The following is a 23442-nucleotide window of genomic DNA, read 5'->3' on the forward strand; positions in this document are numbered from 1 at the left end:
GTTGGCACAGCAGCTTTTGTTCACCCCTTGCCAATATTAATTGACTTATTCTAAACAATCGTTTTAAATCAGGATGTTACTCAAAATCAATCATCTTGAGCATGCACGCATCGCATTGACCCTCTCGATGCTTGATGCTCAGGTAAATGCACTCTGAAGCCAAGGTATATGGAACTGCTCGACTCCCTGCGTCAGCCCTCGTTACAAGACGGCACTATCAGCGGGCACTATGAAGTGCGCCGCTTGCTGGGCGAAGGCGGTTTCGGCCATGTATTCGAAGCCTGGGATGCCAAGCTGTGCCGCAGCGTGGCGCTCAAGCGCCTGAAACCGCAAGCCGACGTGCTGCATCCGGAAAAACTCATCAATGAAGCGCGCCTGGCCGCCTCGCTGCGCCATGCCGCCTTCGTGCGCATCTTCGCCATCGAGGGCCAAGGCACGGGCCAGTCCATCGTCATGGAACTGGTCGAGGGCCAGACCCTGGGCCAGTTCATGCACGGCGGCCAGGCTGACGTGCAGGCGGCGCTCGACATCGCCTACCAGATCGCCGACGCCATGGACGAGGCGCACGCGATGGACCTCGTGCATGGCGATCTGAAACCGTCGAACCTGATGCTGGAGGCAAACGGCAAGGTGCGCATCCTCGACTTCGGCCTGGCACGCCACATCGACCCGCAAGCGACGCAAACGACCACTCTGTGCGACCTGCAGGGCACGATCGCCTACATGGCGCCCGAACGCCTGATGGGCCGCCTGCCCGACACGCGCGGCGACGTGTATGCCTTGGGCGCCATGCTGTACGAAATGCTGGCCGGCCAGCGCCACTTCGCCCACCTGAACGGCCTGGCCCTGGCCGCCGCCCACATGCAGGCGACGGAACCGTGGCCCGACCTGCCGGACTCCGTCCCGCCCGCCATCAACGCCCTCGTGCGCGCGATGACGGCGCACGACCCGGCCGAACGGCCACGCACCATGCGCGACGTGCGCGAGGCCATAGGGGCGCAGCGCGGGGAAGCTGTCACCGTGGCTGCATCCCTTGCCGACGATACGCCCGCGAAGGAAGAACCACCCGCCAGCGTCTCCATCCGCCTGCCCCTGCCCCGCAAGCGCACGCTGAAATGGGGCGCGGGCGTGGCCCTGCTGGCCGTGCTGGCGGGATGGCAGCTGCCCAACATCGTTCCTGCCGTCAAATCGTTCGTCACCGGCGAAAAAGCGCCGGCGCCGTATTCGGAAATGGCCAGCATGGCGGCGGGGATGGAAGCATTGCGCGCGTTCGATCAGGATAACAACCAGAAACAGGCTATTGAACATTTCAGCACCATACTCAAACACAATCCAGAGCATGCGGCGGCAAATGCCGGCTTGTCGCTGGTTTTCACGTTGCGTTATTTAGGAACCAACCGAGATGAAACCTGGTTGCAACGCGCAGATATCGCCGCCAAACAGGCGCTGGCAACGGACGATCAGCTGGCTCTTGCCCATGTAGCGGCAGCCTGGGTCCTTGAACATCATGGCCGTCGTCAGCAAGCGATGCAAGAAATTACCACTGCATTGAACCTTGAACCAAACAATCCTCTGGGCATGTATGGCAAGGCACGCTTGCTCATCCACGCACAAAAATTTGATCAGGCCAGGGAATTGCTTGACAAGGCCGTCACCCTATATCCTGACGAGCGTCCATTCATTTCGATGTTAGGCAGGATGCACTACAACCTGGGCAACTATACGGAAGCTGAAAAATTCTTCCGAAAAACCATACAAATGGCTCCCCAAGTGGCTGATGCGTATGCCCAACTCAGCGCCACGCTTGACCGTTTGAATCGCGGCGATGAAGCACTGCAAGCCCTGCAACAAGGATTGCAGCAGCATCCTGACTGGGAACTGTATACCAACCTGGGCAATGCTCTGTTCAACAGGGGAGACTATCTGGGAGCAGTACATGCATTCAAGAATGCCGTTTCCGAAAAAAAAGGCAGTCCAGGCAATTACCTGTTGTGGGCGAACCTCGCAGACGCCCAACGCTGGGTGCCCGGTCAGATCGAGTTATCGCGCGACTCCTACCGTCGTGCCATCACGCTGATCAAGGTCGTGCTGCAACGCTCTCCGGACGATCCAAAGGTCAACTCACGGCTAGCTCTGTATTCAGCCTACTCGGGCTTGCGAGACGATGCGCTGAAGCACGTCGCACAAGCCGTCCTACTTGCTCCCACTTTGCCGGACATTCACTTCAGAGCGTCGCTGACCTATGAGCTGCTAGGCAAGCGCAACGAAGCGATGGCAGCTGTGAGACAGGCAATAGAGCACGGCTACCCTATCAACCTGATCGAATCGGCACCCGATCTGTTGACACTGCGGCGAGATGTTCGCTACCAAAAGCTACTTATTGACATGGAAAGAAATCAGAAAAAATGACGTACGAAAAACCTTGGATGAAGTTGTCTATCCACTTTGATGCTGATCAAATCACCAACCAGCTCGACTATGCATTTACCTCCTGCGACGGCAGCGCTGACCCGCGCCACGGTCCCTACATGGGCGGCGTGCACTTCCAGCAAGGCCAGCACGTCTACCTGGAAGTCAATTGCTGTGGCACAAAAAAGAGCGGTTTCACCGCCTTTCAAATCGTGGACTGCTGTCTTATCACCGTACCCCAACTGACCCAGATTGGCCCCGATGTCCCGACCCGCTACTCACTGCCTTCACCGTTCTTGCAATCTATCGGCGCGACTTATCAGTTTCCACTCGATTTCGAGTCCCATTTGCTGCCCCAAGATCCAGCCTTGCCCGATCTGATTCGTATCAGCCAGGATTGGAAGCACAATCTTGACGTCGGCCAAAGCAAGGGCCGCTGGGAACTCTCATTTGTACTGACAGTGCGCATCATTCGCGGCGAGCAAGACTTGCCAGAATTGCGTGTTTTCAGTTTTGATCCAGAAGCATCGGTGGGTGGCAAAGTCGAATTGTAAGCCGTACAGGAAAACACCTGGCTTCCAACGGCCAAGCGCATCGAATGAGCAAGGATAGGACCTGGAAAGGCTGGGAGCAGAACGCGGCAGCAATTGCCCGACCGGTGCCTTAAGCCTTTCCGTCCAGCCAGCTACACCGCTTCAATGGCAGGAATGGACGAGGCCCGGCAGTAGATGCTCAATACCATGATCGAGAAGATACCAGGCCGCGCCACCTCCACCGGCGCGGCTTTTTCACATCCGCACGCAATACGCCGCCCCGCCCGCCGAAAGCGGTAAAATGACGGCCTTGAACCCAAGCTCCGCCCCCCTGGCGCGGCCTGGCACGCACACAGCACCACCCACAGCCCGGCAGGCATGCCTTTCCCTGCCGCCGGACCAACGACAAAGAACACATGACCACCGTCCCAAAAGAAATCAACGCCGCCGCGGCAAAGAAAAATTCCGCTGAAAAGCTCACGCCCATGATGCAACAATATTTGGGCATCAAGGAAAACCACCCGACGATGCTGGTGTTCTACCGCATGGGCGATTTCTACGAGCTGTTTTTCGAGGATGCGGAAAAAGCGGCGCGCCTGCTGGGCATTACCCTGACGGCGCGCGGCGTGGCCAGCGGCAACCCGATTAAAATGTGCGGCGTGCCGTTTCATTCGCTCGATGGCTACCTGGCCAAGCTGGTCAAGCTGGGCGAGTCGGTGGCCATCTGCGAACAGATCGGCGACCCGGCCACCAGCAAGGGCCCCGTCGAGCGCAAGGTCATGCGCGTCGTCACGCCCGGCACCCTGACGGATGCGGACTTGCTGCCCGAGAAGGCCGAGCGCCCGCTGCTGGCCATGTGCAGCATCACGCAGCGCAAGACGGTCACCACGGGCCTGGCCTGGCTGTCGCTGGCCAGCGGCGCACTGAAACTGATGGAGTTTTCCGGCGACAGCAGCACCGTGGCTGCGCGCCTGCAGCAGGAACTCGAGCGCATCGTGCCGGCGGAAATCCTCAGCGGCGACAATGGCAACCTGTTCGACGACTACGCGGGCACGCACATCAACCGCGTGCCGGACTGGCATTTCGACGTGGTGGGCGGCCACAAGGCCCTGCTCGACCAGCTGGGCGTGGCGACACTGACGGGTTTTGGCGCCGATGGCCTGGGCGCCGCGTTCGGCGCGGCCGGCGCGCTGCTGCGCTATGCGCAGTCGACGCAGGGGCGCGGCTTGCAGCACGTGCGCTCGCTGACAACCGAGACGGAAAGCGAATTCATCGGCCTGGACGCGGCCACGCGGCGCAACCTGGAATTGACGGAAACCATCCGTGGCCAGGAATCGCCGACACTGTTTTCCCTGCTGGATCATTGCCGCACGGCCATGGGTTCGCGCATGCTGCGCCACTGGCTGCACCATGCGCGGCGCGACCAGAACGTGGCGCGCGCGCGCCATGAAGCCATCGCCGCGCTGGCGCAAAGCGAAGCGGCGGGGCCGCTCGCCGCCACCCTGGCGCAAGTGCCCGACATCGAACGCATCACCACGCGCATCGCCTTGCTGTCGGCGCGTCCGCGCGACCTGGCCGCCCTGCGCGACGGCTTGCTGCAACTGCCGGCCCTGCGCGGCGACGTAGTCCGTTGTTATGGACCTGGCCAGGGCGGCGAAAGCGGCTTGCTGGCCGCCATCCACGCGGCCCTGGCGACACCGACGGCCTGTCTGGACTTGCTGGTGCGCGCCGTGGCGCAGGAACCGGCCGCCATGGTGCGCGACGGCGGCGTGTTTGCCACCGGCTTCGATGCGGAACTCGATGAATTGCGCGCGCTGTCGGAAAACGCGGGCCAGTTCCTGCTCGACCTGGAAACGCGCGAACGCGCACGCACGGGCATCGCCAACCTGCGCGTCGAATACAACAAGGTGCACGGCTTCTATATTGAAGTCACGCACGGCCAGACGGACAAGGTACCGGACGACTACCGCCGCCGCCAGACCCTGAAGAACGCCGAGCGCTACATCACGCCTGAACTCAAGGTGTTCGAAGACAAGGCCCTGTCCGCGCAAGACAAGGCCCTGGTGCGCGAAAAACTGCTGTACGAGCTGCTGCTGGCCGAGCTGGCGCCGCACATCGGCACCTTGCAGACGATTTCGCAGGGCCTGGCCCAGCTCGATACCCTGAATGCGCTGACGGAACATGCGCAGCAGCACAACTGGGCCGCGCCGCAGCTGGTCGACGAGCCGTGCATCAACATCGTCGAAGGCCGCCACCCCGTGGTGGAAAAGCAGATCGAGCGCTTCATCGCCAACGATTGCCGCCTCGTCAACGAACGCCGCCTGCTCTTGATTACCGGTCCGAACATGGGCGGTAAATCGACCTTCATGCGCCAGGTGGCATTGATCACCCTGCTGGCCTACGTGGGCAGCTACGTGCCGGCCGCCTCCGCCACCATCGGCCCCATCGACCGCATCTTCACGCGCATCGGCGCCACCGACGACCTGGCGGGCGGACGCTCGACCTTCATGGTGGAAATGACGGAGTCGGCGGCGATTTTGAACGGCGCCACCGAGCACTCGCTGGTGCTGATGGATGAAGTGGGCCGCGGCACCTCGACCTTCGACGGCCTGGCATTGGCGTGGGCCATCGCGCGCCATCTGATCGACAGCAGCCGCAGTTTCACCCTGTTTGCCACGCATTACTTTGAGCTGACGCAACTGCCGGACAGCCACCCGAGCGCCGCCAACGTGCATTTGTCGGCCGTCGAACACAAGGACAGCATCGTCTTCCTGCACGCCGTGCAGGCCGGTCCCGCCTCGCAAAGCTACGGCTTGCAGGTGGCGCAGCTGGCCGGCGTGCCGCAGCCCGTGATCAAGGCCGCGCGCAAGCACCTGGCGCGCCTGGAAGCGCAGGCGCTCGACGCCACGCCGCAGCGCGACCTGTTCGCCGCCCCGGCTGCCGATCCGTATGCGCAGGAGGAAGAAGAGCAAGCGGCGCCGCTGGCCGCGCTGAACGCGGCGCAGCAGGCCCTGCTGGACGCCATCGCCGACCTCGATCCCGATGCGCTGACGCCGCGCGACGCGCTGGAGCAGCTGTACCAGTTGAAACGGCTGGCCGCCGCATGACCAGCGGGCGCCGCTTCGTTCGCCTGTCCCTGCTGGCGGCCGGCCTGCTGGCCGCCAGTCTGCAGGGACAGCCGGCGCTGGCCGCCCCCGCCGACCAGCCCGGCTTCGAGTTTGCCGTGCTGGGCCACTCCTTCAAGGCGGGACCGGACGACGCGCCCTTGAAAAAGGCGATAGCCGAGACGAGCGCCTTCAATGCTTCCTTCGTGGTGGCCACCGGCATCAAGGCGGCCAGCGAATCGTGCAGCGACAAGCTGTACAGCCAGCGCAAGGACTTGCTCGATGCCAGCGGGCCGCCGCTGATCGTCTCGCTGTCGGCCAGCGACTGGGCCAGTTGCCGCAATTCGCGCGGCCGCATCAACGCCATCGAACGCCTGAACCGCCTGCGCGACGTGTATTTCGCCGACGACCAGAGCCTGGGCCAGCGCAAGCTGACCCTGTCGCGGCTGTCATCGACGGCAAAGTTCCGCAGCTATGCGGAAAATGCCCACTGGGAATACGGCGGCGTGCTGTTTGCCACCGTCAACCTTCCCGCGAATAACAACCATTTCCTGCCAGAAGCGGGACGCAACAGCGAGTTCGAAGACCGCCTGGTGGCCAACCGTTCCTGGCTGCAGCGCCTGTTCGCCATGGCGCAGCGCAAGAAACTCGACGGCATCGTGCTGTTTTCCGACGGCGACGTGGGCGTGCTGGACGAAGACGACAATTCGCTGCTGCCCAGCTTCAGCTCGAAGCAGGACGGCTTTGCCGGACCGCGCAAGCAGATCCGCACCCTGGCGAAGAAATTCGGCGGCAAGGTCTTGTTGGTCGATACGCGGCGCGATGGCGAAGCGGACGGCAAGGAAGGCAAGGAAGGCAAAAGTAAAAAGGCCGCGGCCAGGACGGGGGCGCCGACAATCCGCTGGAAAGGCAACCTGGGCCACGTCAGCATCGACAACGACTGGTCCGCCATCGCCGTACGGCCCGGCAAGACGCCCTTCTTTGAGGTGCGTCAACGTGCCACGCGCCCATCGGCGCAAGCGCGGGCCAAGGCGTCGACTGTGCGCCGATAAAAAATAAGGCCGACGAAGTCGGCCTTTATTCATTCAATCCACCAGCGTCACGACGCCTGACAAAACCGTCGCGAGCAGCTGCGCGGCGTGGCCGAGAAGCGCCCCCGTACTCGGTACGGGGGCGCCGAGCCGGTGAGCATCGCCGGCCGCAAAGCGCGCCGCGCAGCAGGTTTGGTCAGGTGTCAGTGAATCGGGTGAGTGCGGAAGTGATCGCCCTCTTCGCCTTCATCATCCTCATCGCCATGGTCATGGCCATGGGCGCCATGCACGTGGCCATGGGCGATTTCTTCGTCGGTGGCTGCGCGCACGTCGGCGACGGTCAGCGAGAAGCGCAGCGCGATGCCGGCCAGTGGATGGTTGCCATCCAGCACGACCTTGTCGTCGGCGATATCGGTGACCGTGAAGATCATCGCTTCTTCGTCCGGCGAGTCGCTTTCCGGCATGCCTTCGAACTGCATGCCCACTTCCAGCGGCTCAGGCAGGCGATTGCGCGGCTCGACCTTGACCAGGGCCGGATCGTATTCACCGAAAGCATCATCCGGTTCGATCTGGATCGTGTTGGAATAGCCGACTTCCTTGCCGTCGAGCTCTTCTTCGATCTTCGGCAGGGTGTTTTCATAATCACCATGCAGGTAGACCATGGGCTGGCGGCCATCTTCGATCAGATTGTCTTGCGCGTCTGACAGTTTGTAGTTGACAGTCACGACCGTATTCTTGGCAATCTTCATTATGCTTCCTTTCATTGTATAAGCTGGCAAATTATACCTTTACGCCGCCAACGACAGGCGCATTCCTGCATTTCCGGTTGTTATAATGGGCGCATGAAAACATTAACTCTCCTCGGCGATATCACGCCGGCGCAATTTTTGCGCGACTACTGGCATAAAAAGCCCCTGTTGATCCGCCAGGCCGTGCCCGGCTTCAAGGCCCTGTTCGATGTCAAGGCCCTGGCCGAACTGGCCACGCTGGACCACGTCGAATCGCGCCTGGTCAGTCACGCGGATGGCCACTGGAACATGCAGCAAGGTCCGCTGGCCAGCCTGCCCTCGCTGAAACAGAAGGAATGGACCTTGCTGGTGCAGGGCGCCAACCTGCACAGCGCCAAGGCCGACGCCCTGCTGCGCCAGTTCCGCTTCCTGCCGGATGCGCGCCTGGACGACCTGATGGTCAGCTTCGCCACCGACGGCGGCGGCGTGGGTCCGCATTTCGATTCCTACGACGTATTCCTGCTGCAAGGCCAGGGCAAGCGCCACTGGCGCATCGGCGCGCAGAAGGACTTGAGCCTGATCGACGGCTTGCCGCTGAAAATCCTCAGCAACTTCACGCCCGACGAAGAATTCACCCTGGAACCGGGCGACATGCTGTACCTGCCGCCCCACTACGCGCACGACGGCGTGGCCATCGGCGACTGCCAGACGTATTCGATCGGTTTCCGCTCGCCCACGTTCCAGGAACTGGGCGAGGCCTTTTTGCAATTCATGGCCGATTCGATCGACTTGCCGGGCATTTACAGCGATCCGGACCTGAAAGCCTCGGGCAAGCCGGCCGAGATTCCGCGCGACATGCTCAGCACCATCACGGAAGAACTGAACAAGGTGCGCTTCACGGAAGAAGACGTGACCATCTTCCTGGGCGAACACCTGTCGGAACCGAAGCACAATGTGTTTTTCACGCCGCTGTCCAAGCCCTTGACGGTGGGCCGCTTCACGCAGGCCGCGCACAAGAAGGGTGTCGTGTTGTCACGCAAGACGTTGATGCTGTATCGTGGCAAGAATGTCTTCATCAATGGCGAATCGTTCGCCATTGGCCGGGCCGACAAAGCGGCCCTGGAGACCCTGGCCAATGAACGCGCGCTCGATGGCGCGGCTGTGGCACAGGCATCCGATGATGTGATGGATGCGTTGTATACCTGGTATCAGGATGGCTGGATCGAACTGGCCTGAACGAGCGTAGCGTAGGCAAAGTGGTATTACAAGGGCAGCGAGATCGATGTCTGCGCTAGCGCAATGAAACATATTATTTTTATATCGTTTTGTCGCGCTTTCGCAAAACACTTACACTTGCTTGCAATTTGCCTCGGCAATTATTGCGATATCACAAAATAGTTGCGAATTTGCCTCTTGCTCCTATTGCGACGCACCAAAAATCGCTATAATATTCGGTTAGGAAGTTTCCGTTGTCTGGCAGGCACCACCTGGTACGAAAAGCCTTCGAAGACGACCTAACGAGCGATAATTACCGGTAATTATTCATCGCAACAATGTTGATTTATTTTTTGAAATAATTAAGGAAAACAAATGAAAAAATCCCTGCTGATCGCCTCCCTGATGGTTGTTGCTCTGGCTGCTTGCAGCAAAAAAGAAGAAGCTCCTGCACCAGCACCAGTAGTTGAAACCCCAGCACCAGCACCAGCAGTTGAAGCTGCTCCAGCTGCTGCTGCTGACGCTGCTGCTTCGGCCGCTACCGACGCTGCTGCTGCTGCTTCGAGCGCTGCTTCGGCCGCTTCGGACGCTGCTGCTGCCGCTTCGGCTGCTGCATCGGCTGCTAAGTAATTAGCACCCAGCACTAGAGAAAGCCGGCCCTCGGGCCGGCTTTTTTGCGTCCGGGACTTATCCGCAGGATAAAGCCCCGGACGCGGCAGGCATTAAAAAAGGCTGACCCGGTTTCCCCGGGCCAGCCTTTTTTAATAGGCGGCAGGTTTTACAAGCTGCCGCTATCACCCTGCTTATTTCAACTGCTCGTTCAGCAGACCCAGGATCTTCTCGGCCACTGGCGAAGTATCGGGCTTGCCTTCGTTGCTGAGGATGCTGACCAGGCTGGTCGAACCATTGCCGGCCTTGACCAGCACGCGGTAGCGTTGCGCTTCCTTGTCCTTGTCGGACGACGAGCCCCAGCTGAACAGTTTCGAGAAGAAACCATCTTTCTTGGTGACATCAGGATCGACGTAACGCACGAAATACGTGCCTTGCGTGCGGTCGCGGTCTTCCACGGTGAAGCCGACCCGGTCCAGCGCCAGGCCGACGCGGCGCCAGGCGCGGTCGAAGCCCTCATCGACTTCGATGGCGCGCTCCGGCGTGGCGGCATCGCCCACCAGCTTGGCGTGCTGCGGCTGCACGATGGCGGCGTCGACGGCTGTCTTGGCCTGTGCTTCGTCGCTGGCCGCGCCCAGGCGCGTCATCAGCTTGGCCAGGAATTGCGCTTCCAGGCCGGGATCGTTCGGACGCGCGGTCCAGGTGGTGGTTTCCTTGTCGCGGCCCGTGACCACTTCTTCCACGCCACGGTGGCTGATGTAGATTTCGGTCGAACCGTCGGCCAGGCGCTCCACGCGGGTGCGGAACTTGTCCTTTTCGCCCGTCGAGTACAGCGAATCGAACGCCTTGCCAATGGTATTGCGGATAAAGTCCTGCGGCAGCTTGGCGCGGTTTTCATTCCACTCGGTTTCCAGGATGCCGGCCGTCGGCTGGTCGACGGCGATGGTGAAGCCGGAATCTTCCCAGAACTGCTTCAACTGCGGCCACAGCACTTCAGGCGACTGCTTGACCACCAGCCAGCGCTGGTTGCCAGCGCGCTCGACCTTGACGGCGCCGGCAGTAACGGGCACGACACCGACCACGCCATCGGCGCCCACGACGACCGGCGTACCAGCGGTGGCATTGCGCTGCGCGTTATAGCCGGAAGCCGTGGCCACGCCGTTTTTCGCGTCGGGCAAGGAGTAGCGGTTGTCCTTCTGCAATTGCGTCAGATCGGGCGGCACGTCCAGGGTGCTGGCTTTCTTGACCGACTTGTAGTCGACCTTGTCGCCACCGACCACCGAACTGATCATGCCACAGCCCGCGAGGCTGGCTGCGACGGCGCCGATGACGATGCCGCGGACGGCGAGGGTGGCAGGCGCCGGGTTGGTTTTCTTGCAATTAGTCATGTCGTTACTGGATAAGAAGCTAAATAGCAGCTGAAATCAGGGAAGGTCCGGACTGGTCGAGTCCGGGCTTAAGGTCCGGGCTTAAGACAGGACGCCGGCGTCGCGCAAGGCATCGCGCACCGTCGCATGACAGTGTTCAGCCAGCGGCACCAATGGCAGGCGTATGCCGCCAGGCATCATGCCCATTTCGGCCAGCGCCCATTTGACGGGCACCGGATTGGGCTCGACAAACAATTTCTGGTGCAGGGGGAAGACTTTGTTATTGATGGCAATGGCCGTGGCACGCTCGCCCGCCATGGCGGCAACGCACATCTCGTGCATGGCGCGCGGCGCGACGTTGGCGGTGACGGAGATATTGCCGTGGCCGCCGCAGAACATCAGCGCCATGGCGGTCGGATCATCGCCCGAATACACGGCGAAATCGCTGGGCACGAGGCGCAGCAGGTCGATGCCGCGGCCGATATTGCCGGTAGCATCTTTCACGCCAACAATATTCGGGATGGCCGACAGGCGCACGATGGTCTCGTTGCTCATGTCGGCAACCGTGCGGCCCGGTACGTTGTACAGGATGACGGGAATGTCGACGGCTTCGGCGATGGCCTTGAAGTGCTGGTACATGCCTTCCTGGGTCGGACGGTTGTAGTACGGCACAACTTGCAAGACGGCATCTGCGCCCGCTTCTTTCGCGTAGCGCGTCAGTTTGATGGCCTCGGCCGTGGAATTGCCACCGGCGCCGGCGATGATAGGAATGCGTCCCTTGGCATGCTCGACGGTCAACTGTATCAGTTCGCAGTGTTCTTCCACGCTCACTGTTGCCGATTCGCCCGTGGTGCCAACGATGACGATGCCATCCGTCCCCTCGGCGATATGCCAGTCGATCAGCTTGCGCAGACCTGGAATGTCCAGACTGCCGTCTGCGTGCATCGGGGTGACGATTGCTACAATGCTGCCCTTGATCATAGTAAGTTTATAGCGCCGATAAATAAAACAACGATTGTAGCGGATAGCCCGCGCCTGTGGTGCATTCTGCCTTAGAAAGCCCGCTCAAAACGGTGCCAACAAGGCTGCCAACCGTGGAAAATCTGGCCGAACGGCACAAATTCGTTGCACTAGAGCAGCTTTTGGCTGCTCCACGCGCCCATCTTCATACGCTACCACACGCAAGCCCTGTCCGGCTGCCCAGGCCAGCATTTCGCCTTCCTTCAGCAAGAATTTCGGGTTCGACGGCTTGCCGAACTGCTCATTGCCTTCGGCAAAGGTTTCGTACAGCAACACGCCATCGGGCGCCAGGCTGGCGACCATCGCCTCGAGCAGCGGGCGATGCAGGTAGTTGGTGACGACGATGCCGGCAAAGCGGCCGGGGGCGAACGGCCACACGGCACCCGGCGCTTCCAGGTCCACCAGCGAGGTGGTGATGCCCGTCCCGGCCGCCTTTTCCAGCATCTCCGGATCATGGTCGAGTGCGATCACAGGATGGCCGAGGCTGACCAGGTGGCGCGCATGGCGGCCGGCGCCGCACGCCAAGTCCAGCACTTCGCCGCCCGGGATCAGGCATGCCCAGCGGCGCACCCAGGGAGAAATCGTTTCGGTCTCTACTAATTGTTCAGTTGCTTGCATCGGTAGTTCCATCAGTTATTTGCGTGCATCCGCTTGCGGGCATCAAGTCAATATGGCGGTCAGCGGCGTGACCAGCGTGACAAAAATGCCAATGACAAATTCGATCGCCGCCAGCAAGAAGCGGTTCAGGATGCCTGTGTACATCAGCAGCACCAGCGCCCCAAACACGTACAGGCCATAGCGCTCGATGCTGGCGTAAGGACGCGCCAGGTGCATCGGCAACAGGCCAGTGACGATGCGCCCGCCATCGAGCGGCGGCACGGGAATCAGGTTGAAGACGAACATGGCCGCGTTGACGCTGACGCCGGCACCCGCCATCTTGCGGAAGAACATGCCCATTTCCGTCGGCGGCAGGACGCTGAGCACGACAAAGGCGATCATCCAGGCCAGGCCCATGACGAAATTGGAACCGGGGCCGGCAAACGCCACCCAGGCCATCTGCTTCTTCGGATTGCGCAGGCGACTGAAGTCGACGGGCACCGGCTTGGCGTAGCCGAACGGCACCTGGATCGTAAAATACAGTATCAGCGGCAGCAGTATCGTGCCGAAGGGATCGATGTGCCGGATGGGGTTCAGGCTCAGCCGGCCCTCGTTCGAGGCCGTGGGGTCGCCGAAATATCTGGCGGCGTAGCCATGCGCTGCCTCATGCAGGGAAATGGCAAAAAGTACCGGCACCAGGTAGACGGCAACGGTTTGGACTATCGTATTGAAATCGCTCATGACCGCGATTCTACCAGAGGCGTACTGGAGCCTTTCTTACGTTGCCATTAAAGACAGGTAAATCCGGCGCCCTGCACCGGCCACTACAAGCCCAGCACGGCCGGATCACCGCGCCCCAGGCGCACCACTTCCGGTTCCGGACCCGTCAAGTCGATCACCGTGCTGGGACCGTGCGCGCAGACGCCGCCATCGATGATCAGGTCGACCAGCTTTTCCAGCCGTTCGCGGATGGTGTCGGCGTCCGTCAGGCTGTCTTCATCGCCGGGCAGGGTCAATGTCGCGCCCAGCAGGGGCTGGCCCAGCTCTTCCAGCAGGCACTGCACGATGCGGTGCTGCGGCACGCGCAGGCCGATGGTCTTGCGCGAAGGATGGCTGAGGCGGCGCGGCACTTCCTTGGTCGCTTCCAGGATGAAGGTGTAGGCGCCCGGCGTGGCCGCCTTGAGCAGGCGGAACTGGCGGTTGTCGACGCGCGCATACACGCCCAGCTCGCTCAAGTCGCGGCACAGCAGGGTCAGATGATGCTTTTCATCCACGCCACGGATGCGGCGCAGGCGCTCGACGGCGCCCTTGTCGTCGAGCTGGCACACCAGCGCGTAGCAGGAATCCGTGGGCAAGGCCACGACGCCGCCGGACGCGATGATCTGTGCCGCCTGCTTGATCAGGCGCAATTGCGGATTGTCTGGGTGAATCTGGAAAAATTGACTCATGTGTCAGCGTTCTGGCGAACCAGCTTGTTAAGTTAATATTATTGTACGCCGCGCAGCGCGGCGATGCGTTGTTCGATCGGCGGATGGGTGGCGAACAGCGCACCCCAGCCGCCATTGCCGCCGCTGATGCCCAGCGCCTGCATCGATTGCGGCAGTTCGCCCGGCGGCACGCCGCCGAGGCGGGCCAGCGCATGCATCATCGGCGTCGGGCTGCCCAGCAGCTTGGCCGAACCGGCGTCGGCGCGAAATTCGCGCTGGCGCGAGAACCAGGCGACGATGATGGAGGCCAGCAAGCCGAAGATGACTTCGCACACCATCACGGTCACAAAGTAACCGATGCCGCGCCCGCCGCCTTCGCGGTTGTTATTTTTCAACAGCACATTGTCGACAAAGAAACCGACCACGCGGGCCATGAAGACGACGAAGGTATTGACCACGCCCTGGATCAGGGTCAAGGTCACCATGTCGCCGTTGGCGACGTGGGCAATTTCATGGCCCAGCACGGCTTCGACTTCATCGCGGTTCATGCTTTGCAGCAAGCCGGTGGAGACGGCCACCAGCGCCGAATTCTTGAAGGCGCCCGTGGCAAACGCATTCGCGTCGCCTTCGTAGACGGCCACTTCCGGCATGCCGATGCCGGCCCGCTCGGACAGCGCGCGCACGGTATTGACCAGCCACAACTCGGTCGACGAGGTCGGGTTGTCGATCACGCGCGCGCCCGTGCTCCACTTGGCCATGGGTTTGCTGATCAACAGGGAAAAGATGGAACCTGTAAAACCCACCACCAGCGAAAACACCAGCAGGCTGCCCAGGTTCAGGCTACTGCCGCGCGCCGGATTGCCCACGCCCAGCAAGCTGAGCACGAGCGACAGCACCAGCATCACGGCCAGGTTGGTTGCAATAAAAAGGACGATACGTTTCATGGGCGATGGCTCCAGATGACTATGTATGACAAGAATAACAAAAAGATATGTACGCTAATGCACGTTTCAAGCAACTCTGGCTACACGGCGGCGCATCGCCAGCCAGGAAAATCGTCGCGAGCGGCAGTGATTTGTGGCCGAGAAGCGCAGCTGTACTTGAGTACAGCGAGCATCGCCGGCCGCAAAGCGCGCCGCGCAGCAGATTTGCCTGGCTGTCAGCTAAAACCAGTCGTGCCAGATGGGCGTGACATTCGATGGCAACGGCGGCAGCATGGCAAAATCCACGCGCGATTCGCCCGGCGCATGGAAATCCGTGCCGCGCGAAGCGAGGAAGCCGTAGGCGTTGGCCAGTTGCGCGTATTCCGGATACTGGTCCGGACTGTGGCTGCCCGTGACGACTTCGATGCCCACGCCCCCCAATTGCTTGAATTCATCAAACAGCACGCCCTGCGCCATGTCGCTGAAGCGGTAGCGGCCCGGATGGGCAATGACGGCCACGCCGCCCGCGCCGCGTATCCAGGCCACGGCCTCGGCCAGGGTGGCCCAGCGGTGCTCGACGTAACCGGGCTTGCCTTCTGACAGGTATTTCTTGAACACGTCGGGAATGTTCGCGCATTTGCCCGTTTCCACGATGTAGCGGGCGAAGTGTGTGCGCGACATCAGGTCCGGGTTGCCGACAAACTTCAAGGCCCCTTCATAGGCATCGGGAATGCCGGCCAGGTCCAGCTGGCGGGCGATCTCGCGGCCGCGCGCATCGCGCCCCGAGCGCGTCTGGTGCAAGCCCTGCACCAGGCCCGGATGGTTTTCATCGACTTGCAAGCCGACGATGTGCACGGTTTCGCCGGCCCAGGTGATGGAAATTTCCACGCCGGCCACGAAGCGCATGCCCAGGTCCAGCGCGGCCGTGCGCGCGGCGGCGATGCCAGACACTTCATCGTGGTCCGTCAGCGCCCACACGTCGACGCCGGCCTTGCGTGCGTAAGCGGCCACGGCGGCAGGTGCCAGTACGCCGTCGGAAATATTCGAATGACAATGCAGGTCGACTTTAAGCATGTGACAACAATACCCTGCACGGGCTCAGCATGGAAGAAGCTTTCATTGTACGCTGCTTGTCAAATCGCGCTGCGGCGTTCCTGACACACCTCAGGCCAGAAAGGCTTCCACCAGCCGCGCCAGTGCCGCAGGTTGATCATGATGCAGCATGTGGCCCGCGTCCGCCATCATCTCGCAGCGCACATCCTTGATGCAGGCCAAACGCCGGTCGATCTCGATGCGCGCCTGTTCCTTGGGTCCCATCCACTGCCACATATTTGTGTCATCGGCCTCCACCCACAGCACGGGCGCCGTGATGCGGCGCCAGCAGGCCATCACTTCTTCCACCTGATACAGGATGGGATTGACGCGCTTGTGCTGCGGGTCGCCAAGGATATCCCATTCGCCCGCCTCGTTCTGCGCCGACCAGTGTGCGGCGAGAAAAGCCGCGCGCTCGTCCGGCAGGCGCGGATTGGTCTTTTGCAGGCGCTCGGCCACGGCCTGTTGACTCGGATAACTGCGCATGGCGGGCGGCTCGCGCAATTCGTCCAGCCACTTCGCATAGCGGCCCGGCGCCTGCTCCGGCTGCGTTGCCATCATGCCGAAGCCTTCCAGGTTGATGAAGCGGCCGATGCGTTCCGGGCGCACGCCCGCGTACAGGCCCGCCACGTTGGCGCCCATGCTGTGGCCGAGCAGGTTGACGGGCGCGTCCGGCGAATAGTGCAGCAGCATGGCGTCCAGGTCGGCCAGGTAGTCGGGGAACCAGTAGGTATCGGACTGCGTGTAGTCGCTCAGGCCAAAGCCGCGCCAGTCGGGCGCGATCACGTGCCAGTCGCCTTGCAACTCGTCGACGACGAACTGGAACGAGGCGGCCACGTCCATCCAGCCGTGCACCATGAACAGCATGGGCGCGCCTACACGGCCCCAGTGGCGCACATGCGTGCGCGCGCCGCGGATGCTGATGAATTCGGAACGGGAAAGTTTCATGGGTTTCATCTCATTGCCTGCCTTGAAAGTGGCGCGGATGGCGCCACATGCTGTGTCTGTGGATAGTGCGCATATAAAAGTACGACCGTTCGATAATTATACCGGATTGGCGCTCGGCGGCAGGACTTGCCCTGCAACAGCGTAAAATAGCGTACGCAGTAGATAAGCAAATAAGTAAAACTTCCGCGTCCGGCCAGCCCGGCGCTTCCACCACCGCCACAGGCTAACGATGACACTCTACCAATTGGGCGACTATGCGCCACAGATTGACGCTTCCGCTTTTGTCGCCGACACGGCCAACGTGATCGGCAAAGTGACCCTGGGCGCGAACAGCTCCGTATGGTTCGGCGCGACGATTCGCGGCGACAATGAACGCATCACGGTGGGCGCCAACAGCAATGTGCAGGAAGGCGCCGTGCTGCATACGGACCCCGGCTATCCGCTGGACATCGGCGAGAACGTGACCATCGGCCACCAGGCCATGTTGCACGGCTGCACCATCGGCGATGGCGCGCTGGTCGGCATCCAGGCCGTGATCCTGAACGGCGCGAAGATCGGCAAGGGCTGCCTGGTCGGCGCGGGCGCCCTGGTCACGGAAGGCAAGGAATTTCCCGACAATATGCTGATCCTCGGCTCTCCGGCGAAAGCCGTGCGGGCCCTGACGGCGGACGATATCACCAGGCTACAAGGCAACGCCGTGAACTATGTGCAGCGCGGCCAGCTATTTAATACGCAACTCAAGAAGATTGGATAAGAGAATGACGATTGAAACCACGGGCGCCGTCAGCGCAGCCGCCACCGGCCAGGATACCCTGCAAAAGTTTATTTTTGACAATGCCGCCGTGCGCGGCCAGTTCATCGACGTATCGGCCACCTGGCAGGAAGTGGTGTCGCGCCACGCCTATCCGACGGCCGTGAAAAAAGTGCTGGGCGAAATGGTGGCCGCCGCCGCCCTGCTGTCGGCCAACCTGAAATTCAACGGCTCCATCATCATGCAGATCCATGGCGACGGTCCCGTGCGCCTGATGGTGGTCGAATGCGATTCGGACCTGCGCCTGCGCGCCACGGCCAAGCTGGACCCGGACGCCGCCATCGCCGACGGGGCCACCGTGCCGCAATTGCTCAACGCCACGGGCAAGGGCCGCTTCATCATCACCCTGGACCCGGCCGACAAGGTGCCGGGCCAGCAGCCGTACCAGGGCATCGTGCCGCTGGACGGCGACGACATGGCCACCGTCATCGAAAACTACATGCTGCGCTCGGAACAGCTCGATACGCGCCTGTGGCTGGCCACGGACGACACCGTCTCGCGCGGCCTGCTGCTGCAAAAACTGCCGCACCATGGCGGCAAGGCCGAAGCGACGCCCGTCTCGGAAGAAGACGCGCTCGACACGTGGAACCGCGCCGTGATGCTGGCCTCGACGCTGAAAGAGGCAGAAATCCTGTCGACCGACATCGACACCCTGATGCAGCGTTTATTCTGGGAAGAGACGATCCGCGTCTTCGACCCGCTGCACCCGAGCTTCCACTGCACCTGCACGCGCGAAAAAGTGGGCAATATGCTCAAGATGCTGGGCGAGGAAGAAGTCAACAGCACCCTGGAAGAAGTGGGGCAAGTAGGCGTGAACTGCGATTTCTGCGGCCAGCACTACGAGTTCGACAAGGTCGATTGCGCGCAGCTGTTCATCACGGATGCGCCGGCCGAGGTCTTGATTCCGCCAGCCGCCAGCATCAACTAAGCATTACAGTTTCGCCATAATCCCCCGCGCCGCCCTTGAGGCGGCGCAATTGTTTCCACTGTCATCGTTCCGTCATCAGTTCGTCATCAGCCCGTCACGGTGCGCCGTTACGCTGCGCAGCTTGTATTGCTTCCCACTTTCCACAGGCTGATGATGACACCCCACTTGACGCTGGCCCTGCGCCGCCATTCCTTCCACGTGTTGCTGGGCGCCTGCGCCGCAGGCTTGAGTTTGCCTGCCCTGGCGCAAACGGCCGTGGCCGCCGCCGTGGCGTCCGCCGCCACCGAGATGGCCGCCGCCCCGGCCGCCGACGACAACGCGCCCATGGCCACCGTGGAGATTTCCTCGCGCAAGACGCGCTCTTCGGTCGCCCTGAGCAAGAATGAAATCCAGAAAATCCTGCCCGGCACGAACCCGCTGAAGGCATTGCAAACCCTGCCCGGCGTCAGCTTCCAGACGGCCGATCCGTGGGGCAACAACGAGCAAAACCTGTCGCTGTTCGTGCACGGGTTTTCCGGTCAGCAACTCGGCTACACCATGGACGGCGTGCCGCTCGGTGACCAGCAGTACGGCAACTACAACGGCCTGTCGCCGCAGCGCGCCGTCATCAGCGAAAACGTGCGCAGCGTCGTGCTGTCCTCGGGCGCGGGCGACCTGGCGACGGCCTCGACCAGCAACCTGGGCGGCACCATCGAAACCTATTCCAGCGACCCGCTGGCCACGCAGGGCGGCAGCCTGCAGCAGACGGTGGGCAGCCACCGCACCTCGCGCACCTTTGCCCGCTACGACACGGGCGCCTTTGGCGACGGCAGCAGCGCCTATTTTTCCATCCTGCACCATGAAGCACGGGCCTGGGACTTCGATGCGCGCCAGGGCGGCGACCAGTTCAACGCCAAATACGTCAACCGCAGCGAGGCGGGCAAGCTGACCCTGTTCTTCAATTACTCGGACAAGATCGAGCCGAACGAAGACAGCACCGTGCACGTGAAGGGCGAGACGAGCGCGCCCTACACGCGCCCCTTCCTGTACCCGGACTTCAAGGCGGCCCTCAATTACCTGTCGCCGACGGGCGCCACGCCTGCCGCCGACGGCAACAATTACCGCAATTACTACAGCGATGCACAGCGCACCGATTACCTGGCCTACGCCAAGTTCGACGCCAACCTGTCCGATGGCATGACGTGGTCGAACCAGGTGTATTACCACAAGGATGACGGCGCAGGCGTGGTGGCCGGCCCCATCGGCGTGGCCGGCTTGCCGGGCCTGTTCAGCGTGTACTACCCGAAACAGAATCTGAAGGAAGTCTTCGGCAACTCGGGCTACGCCGTGCGCACGACGGAATACGACATCAAGCGCGGCGGCTTCCTTTCCACCGTGCGCAAGGAGCTCGGCGAACACCAGATCGAGGCGGGCCTGTGGCTGGAACAGAACCGTTCGTCCGCCTACCGCCGCTGGTATGCGCTCGACGTCAATAACCCCACTTCGCCGTATGACCGCCCCGGCAATCCCTTGATCACGCAGTACGGCAGCGAGATCGACAACAAGGTGGTGCAGCTGCACTTGCAGGATGAATGGCGCATCCGCCCCGATATCGCGCTGCAGGCCGGCTTCAAGTCCAGCCTGCAGTTTGCCGATGGCCAGTTCCCCGTGCAGCCGGCCAAGGGCGCCATTGCCGGCGGCTCGACCGCCCTGCCGGTCGGCACCATCAACACGAAAAAATGGTTCTTGCCGCAAGTGGGCGCGCGCTGGGATGTCACGCCGCAAGACCAGCTGTACTTCAATATCCAGAAAAACATGCGCCAGTTCGTCACCTATGGCGGCGGCGGCGCGTCGCCATGGAGTTTGTCGAGCCAGGCCGCGTTCGACCTGTTCAAGCGCGACGCCAAGCCGGAAACGGCCCTCACCTATGAAGTGGGCGTGCGCGGCAGCCACGCCTTGAACCTGGGCGCCATCACGGCCATCGATGGCCAGGTCAACGTCTATCACGTAGATTTCAGCAACCGTTTGCTGCAGATCAGCCCGACGCCCGTGATTTCCTCCATCATCGGTGGCAACCCCGTGCTGGCCAACGTGGGCAGCGTGCGCACGGATGGCATCGATATCGCCGGCACAGTGCACTTTGGCAACAACTTTTCGTTCTACAATGCCCTGTCGTACAACCGTTCCCAGTATGCGGATAATTACTACAACGGCGCCGCGCTGGTGCCGACGGCGGGCAAGAACGTGCCCGGCTCGCCGGAATGGCTGAACAAATTTGTTGCTTCCGCCACCTTTGGCGATATCGAAGTGCAGCTGACGGGAGACTATGTGGGCAAGCGCTACGCGACCTACACCAACGATTTGTCCGTGCCCAGCTATTTCCTGATGGGCCTGGGCGTGTCGGGCAAGCTGCCGGCCCTGGCCGGCTGGCTGAAGAACCCGCGCTGGCGCTTGAACGTCAGCAACCTGGCCAACCGCGAAGGCGCGCTGAACGTGGTGGTGGGCGCGGCCGACAAGACGTACAACACCTTCCCGATCGCCCCGCGCCAGGGCTTTTTGACCTTGACGGCGGATTTCTGATGCGCGCGCCCATCCTCCCGCAACGGCACTTTTCGCGCCGCAGCTTCGTCCAGGCGGCCGTGGGCGGCCTGGCCCTGGCGGCCGCGCCGGGCTTTGCCGCCGGCCTGCTGGCCCCGCCCCCGAGCCGCCCGCTCGTGTTCGCCCACCGGGGCGCCAGCGCCCTGCGCCCTGAACACACCTTGGCCTCGTACGCCAAGGCCATCCTCGATGGCGCCGACTACGTCGAGCCGGACCTGGTGGCCACGCGCGACGGCATCCTCGTGGCGCGTCACGAAAGCAATCTGATCGACACCACCGACGTGGCGCGCCGGCCCGAGTTCGCCAGCCGGCGCGGCAAGAAACTGGTCGACGGCGAATGGCACGAAGGCTGGTTCGTCGACGATTTCACCCTGGCCGAACTGAAGACCCTGCGCGCCATCGAACGCTTGCCGAAAGTGCGCACCGGCAACACCTTATACGATGGCCAATTCCAGATCCCGACCTGGGAAGAAATCATCGATTTTGTTGCAGCGCAATCTGCCGCCAGCGGCCGCGTCATCGGCCTCGTGCCCGAGCTGAAAAGCTCGACCTACTTCCGCGATGCGGGCCTGGCGCTGGAAGACCGCTTCCTGTCGACCATGCTGGCGCACGAGTACACGCGCCGCGCGCCGATCGAGATCCAGTCGTTCGAAGTGGCCAATTTAAAATACCTGCGCGAGAAGCTGGGACGGCGCGCCAACGTGCGCCTGATGCAGCTGGTGGTGGGCGGCGACGTGCGCCCCATGGACGTCGTCAAGGCGGGCGGCAAGCTGACGTTTGGACAAATGACGACGCCGGCCGGCTTGCGCGACATCGCCGCCTATGCGGACGTGGTGGCGCCGCCCACGCGAGCAATCATCGCGCTGGGCGCCGACCAGCGCCTGGGCAAACCCACCGCCATCGTCGACGATGCGCACCAGGCGGGCTTGCTGCTGCACACATGGACCTTCCGCCCGGAAAACCGCTTCCTGGCGGCCGACTTCCGCGACGGCAATGGAGAAAATGCGCGCAACGAAGCGGGGTCCGTGGCGGAAATGCGGCGCTATATCGAGACGGGACTGGACGGCTTTTTCAGCGACGATCCGGGTTTGGGACGCATCGCCGCCGGATAAACATTTGGTAACAAATTCTTTTTCAGGGCGTGGCCGGCGGCTACGCCCTTATTATGCGTTTCTTGAATTTCTGAAATTGGAATTTGGAATTAGACATATATCGCCAACTCCATTATTGTGCAATGCAACAACAGACCATTCATGGAGGGCATATGTCCACTTTTACCAACACCTACAGCAACGACAACGACAACTACTTCAGCAACCTGGGCCGCGCCACGCGCGCCTTCCTGGGCGCCCTGCTCGCTTCCAAGCCGTACAGCGAACTGGCGCAGAAGGAAGTCATCGCCACCGCGACGACCAGCGCCGACGACGAGCGCTATGTGCGCCCAAGCAAGCGCGATTTCGCCCTGCTGAACTCGGAAGCGAACCGCTACGAAAAGCTGATGCCGAATCTGGCAGCCGAACTGCGTTTCCTGGCTTCGCGCGGCTAACTCAATACTCTGAAAGGATTTTTATATGATGTTTCTCGAAACCGCACTGATCGCCGTAGCCGTCGTCGTTACCGGCATCCATTTCTACCTGATCTCGACCGGCAAGGCGCGTTTCTGATCAGCAAGCAGCAAGGCAATAGCGTGCAGCAGTACAAGGTAACAAGGTAACAAGGTAACAATATGACATGTCAGCCTGGCAATCGGTCCAGGCTGGCAAGCGGGAAATGTGTATGACTTAGTGCGGCGCGGCAGCGTCCACCGGCGTTTCCAGCAGTGGCGGGGTCTGACCCTTGCGCACGATCTGCACGAAAATCTCATTCTGCTTGACCATGCCCAGCTCATAGCGGGCACGCTCTTCGACGGCGCCCGTGCCATCCTTCAGGTCGCGCACTTCGGATTCGAGCTTGGCGTTGCGCGCCTTCAATTCCAGATTCTTTTTATTCGCCACCGCCACTTGGGCTTCCATGTCGGCAACACGCAGCCAGCCGCCTTTACCCAGCCAGAGGGGAAATTGGATCAGCAGCAGCAGGGCTGCCAGGGCGAGCGTAATCAGGCGCATGGGACATTCAGTTAAAAA

Annotated in this window: 21 protein-coding genes; 11 read left to right on the forward strand and 10 right to left on the reverse strand. The window is 61.8% G+C overall.

The annotated features are described in order from the left end of the window. Window positions 1-168 precede the first annotated feature (168 nt). The 4 genes from AC3RCJ_RS22785 (at window position 169) to AC3RCJ_RS22800 (ending at window position 7098) form a co-directional block, all read left to right on the forward strand. A complete protein-coding gene (locus tag AC3RCJ_RS22785) occupies window positions 169-2409 on the forward strand; it encodes a protein kinase domain-containing protein (RefSeq protein ID WP_492961074.1) in 2241 nt (746 codons plus the stop codon). Next, on the forward strand, window positions 2406-2963 hold the full coding sequence (locus tag AC3RCJ_RS22790; RefSeq protein ID WP_492961076.1) for a hypothetical protein: 558 nt from the start codon (window positions 2406-2408) through the stop codon (window positions 2961-2963). The genes AC3RCJ_RS22785 and AC3RCJ_RS22790 overlap by 4 nt, the downstream gene beginning before the upstream one ends. Window positions 2964-3358: 395 nt before the next feature. Further along, complete coding sequence (gene mutS, locus AC3RCJ_RS22795; RefSeq protein ID WP_492961078.1) at window positions 3359-6049, forward strand: DNA mismatch repair protein MutS; 2691 nt, start codon at window positions 3359-3361, stop codon at window positions 6047-6049. Next, window positions 6046-7098 (forward strand): hypothetical protein, encoded by a 1053-nt coding sequence (locus AC3RCJ_RS22800; protein WP_492961080.1) that lies wholly within the window; start codon window positions 6046-6048, stop codon window positions 7096-7098. Before mutS ends, AC3RCJ_RS22800 begins: the two co-directional genes overlap by 4 nt. A 182-nt stretch (window positions 7099-7280) precedes the next feature. On the opposite strand, the gene AC3RCJ_RS22805 is transcribed toward AC3RCJ_RS22800, so the two are convergent. Further along, entirely contained in the window at window positions 7281-7826 is a 546-nt protein-coding gene (locus AC3RCJ_RS22805) for an FKBP-type peptidyl-prolyl cis-trans isomerase (protein ID WP_034783360.1), read from the reverse strand. Window positions 7827-7919: 93 nt separating this feature from the next. On the opposite strand from AC3RCJ_RS22805, the gene AC3RCJ_RS22810 reads away from it, so the two are divergent. Both AC3RCJ_RS22810 and AC3RCJ_RS22815 read left to right on the forward strand, forming a co-directional pair. Further along, on the forward strand, window positions 7920-9041 hold the full coding sequence (locus AC3RCJ_RS22810; protein ID WP_492961082.1) for a JmjC domain-containing protein: 1122 nt from the start codon (window positions 7920-7922) through the stop codon (window positions 9039-9041). Between the two features lie 354 nt (window positions 9042-9395). Continuing rightward, window positions 9396-9650: a hypothetical protein gene (locus AC3RCJ_RS22815; RefSeq protein ID WP_071650198.1), complete on the forward strand. Its 255-nt coding sequence runs from the start codon at window positions 9396-9398 to the stop codon at window positions 9648-9650. Between the two features lie 173 nt (window positions 9651-9823). Here AC3RCJ_RS22815 and bamC read toward each other — a convergent pair whose 3' ends face one another. The 8 genes from bamC to AC3RCJ_RS22855 all read right to left on the reverse strand — a co-directional run bounded on the left by bamC (window position 9824) and on the right by AC3RCJ_RS22855 (window position 17003). Further along, window positions 9824-11017 carry an NlpB/DapX family lipoprotein gene (gene bamC / locus AC3RCJ_RS22820; RefSeq protein ID WP_492961084.1) on the reverse strand — a complete coding sequence of 398 codons (1194 nt, stop codon included), beginning with the start codon at window positions 11015-11017 and terminating at the stop codon, window positions 9824-9826. 81 nt (window positions 11018-11098) lie between these two features. Further along, the gene (gene dapA, locus AC3RCJ_RS22825; RefSeq protein ID WP_492961086.1) at window positions 11099-11977 is read right to left on the reverse strand and encodes a 4-hydroxy-tetrahydrodipicolinate synthase; all 879 of its coding nucleotides are present in this window, start codon (window positions 11975-11977) and stop codon (window positions 11099-11101) included. Between the two features lie 84 nt (window positions 11978-12061). After that, on the reverse strand, window positions 12062-12634 hold the full coding sequence (locus tag AC3RCJ_RS22830; RefSeq protein WP_492961088.1) for a class I SAM-dependent methyltransferase: 573 nt from the start codon (window positions 12632-12634) through the stop codon (window positions 12062-12064). Between the two features lie 42 nt (window positions 12635-12676). Then, window positions 12677-13354 carry a site-2 protease family protein gene (locus AC3RCJ_RS22835; RefSeq protein ID WP_492961090.1) on the reverse strand — a complete coding sequence of 226 codons (678 nt, stop codon included), beginning with the start codon at window positions 13352-13354 and terminating at the stop codon, window positions 12677-12679. Window positions 13355-13437: 83 nt separating this feature from the next. Further along, the gene (locus AC3RCJ_RS22840) at window positions 13438-14061 is read right to left on the reverse strand and encodes an L-threonylcarbamoyladenylate synthase (protein WP_492961092.1); all 624 of its coding nucleotides are present in this window, start codon (window positions 14059-14061) and stop codon (window positions 13438-13440) included. Window positions 14062-14099: 38 nt separating this feature from the next. After that, window positions 14100-14984, reverse strand: coding sequence for a protease HtpX (gene htpX, locus AC3RCJ_RS22845; protein WP_492961094.1), 885 nt, complete (start codon window positions 14982-14984; stop codon window positions 14100-14102). A gap of 219 nt (window positions 14985-15203) precedes the next feature. After that, the gene (locus AC3RCJ_RS22850) at window positions 15204-16037 is read right to left on the reverse strand and encodes a 3',5'-nucleoside bisphosphate phosphatase (protein WP_492961096.1); all 834 of its coding nucleotides are present in this window, start codon (window positions 16035-16037) and stop codon (window positions 15204-15206) included. Window positions 16038-16127: 90 nt separating this feature from the next. After that, a complete protein-coding gene (locus AC3RCJ_RS22855) occupies window positions 16128-17003 on the reverse strand; it encodes an alpha/beta fold hydrolase (RefSeq protein ID WP_492961098.1) in 876 nt (291 codons plus the stop codon). A gap of 229 nt (window positions 17004-17232) precedes the next feature. Here AC3RCJ_RS22855 and AC3RCJ_RS22860 point away from each other — a divergent pair, with 229 nt between their 5' ends. From AC3RCJ_RS22860 to AC3RCJ_RS22880, 5 genes are all read left to right on the forward strand, one after another. Continuing rightward, the gene (locus AC3RCJ_RS22860; RefSeq protein ID WP_492961100.1) at window positions 17233-17757 is read left to right on the forward strand and encodes a gamma carbonic anhydrase family protein; all 525 of its coding nucleotides are present in this window, start codon (window positions 17233-17235) and stop codon (window positions 17755-17757) included. Window positions 17758-17761: 4 nt separating this feature from the next. Beyond that, window positions 17762-18742 (forward strand): Hsp33 family molecular chaperone HslO, encoded by a 981-nt coding sequence (gene hslO / locus AC3RCJ_RS22865; protein ID WP_492961102.1) that lies wholly within the window; start codon window positions 17762-17764, stop codon window positions 18740-18742. Between the two features lie 150 nt (window positions 18743-18892). Continuing rightward, the gene (locus AC3RCJ_RS22870) at window positions 18893-21301 is read left to right on the forward strand and encodes a TonB-dependent receptor (protein ID WP_492961104.1); all 2409 of its coding nucleotides are present in this window, start codon (window positions 18893-18895) and stop codon (window positions 21299-21301) included. After that, window positions 21301-22431: a glycerophosphodiester phosphodiesterase gene (locus tag AC3RCJ_RS22875; RefSeq protein ID WP_492961106.1), complete on the forward strand. Its 1131-nt coding sequence runs from the start codon at window positions 21301-21303 to the stop codon at window positions 22429-22431. Before AC3RCJ_RS22870 ends, AC3RCJ_RS22875 begins: the two co-directional genes overlap by 1 nt. Window positions 22432-22583: 152 nt before the next feature. Continuing rightward, window positions 22584-22865: a hypothetical protein gene (locus AC3RCJ_RS22880; protein ID WP_058049567.1), complete on the forward strand. Its 282-nt coding sequence runs from the start codon at window positions 22584-22586 to the stop codon at window positions 22863-22865. A 235-nt stretch (window positions 22866-23100) separates the two neighbouring features. Here the strand turns inward: AC3RCJ_RS22880 and ftsB are convergent, their stop codons facing one another. Continuing rightward, window positions 23101-23424, reverse strand: coding sequence for a cell division protein FtsB (gene ftsB / locus AC3RCJ_RS22885; RefSeq protein ID WP_492961108.1), 324 nt, complete (start codon window positions 23422-23424; stop codon window positions 23101-23103). Window positions 23425-23442 lie beyond the last annotated feature (18 nt).

This window comes from Janthinobacterium sp. GW822-FHT07H11, from assembly GCF_058798615.1.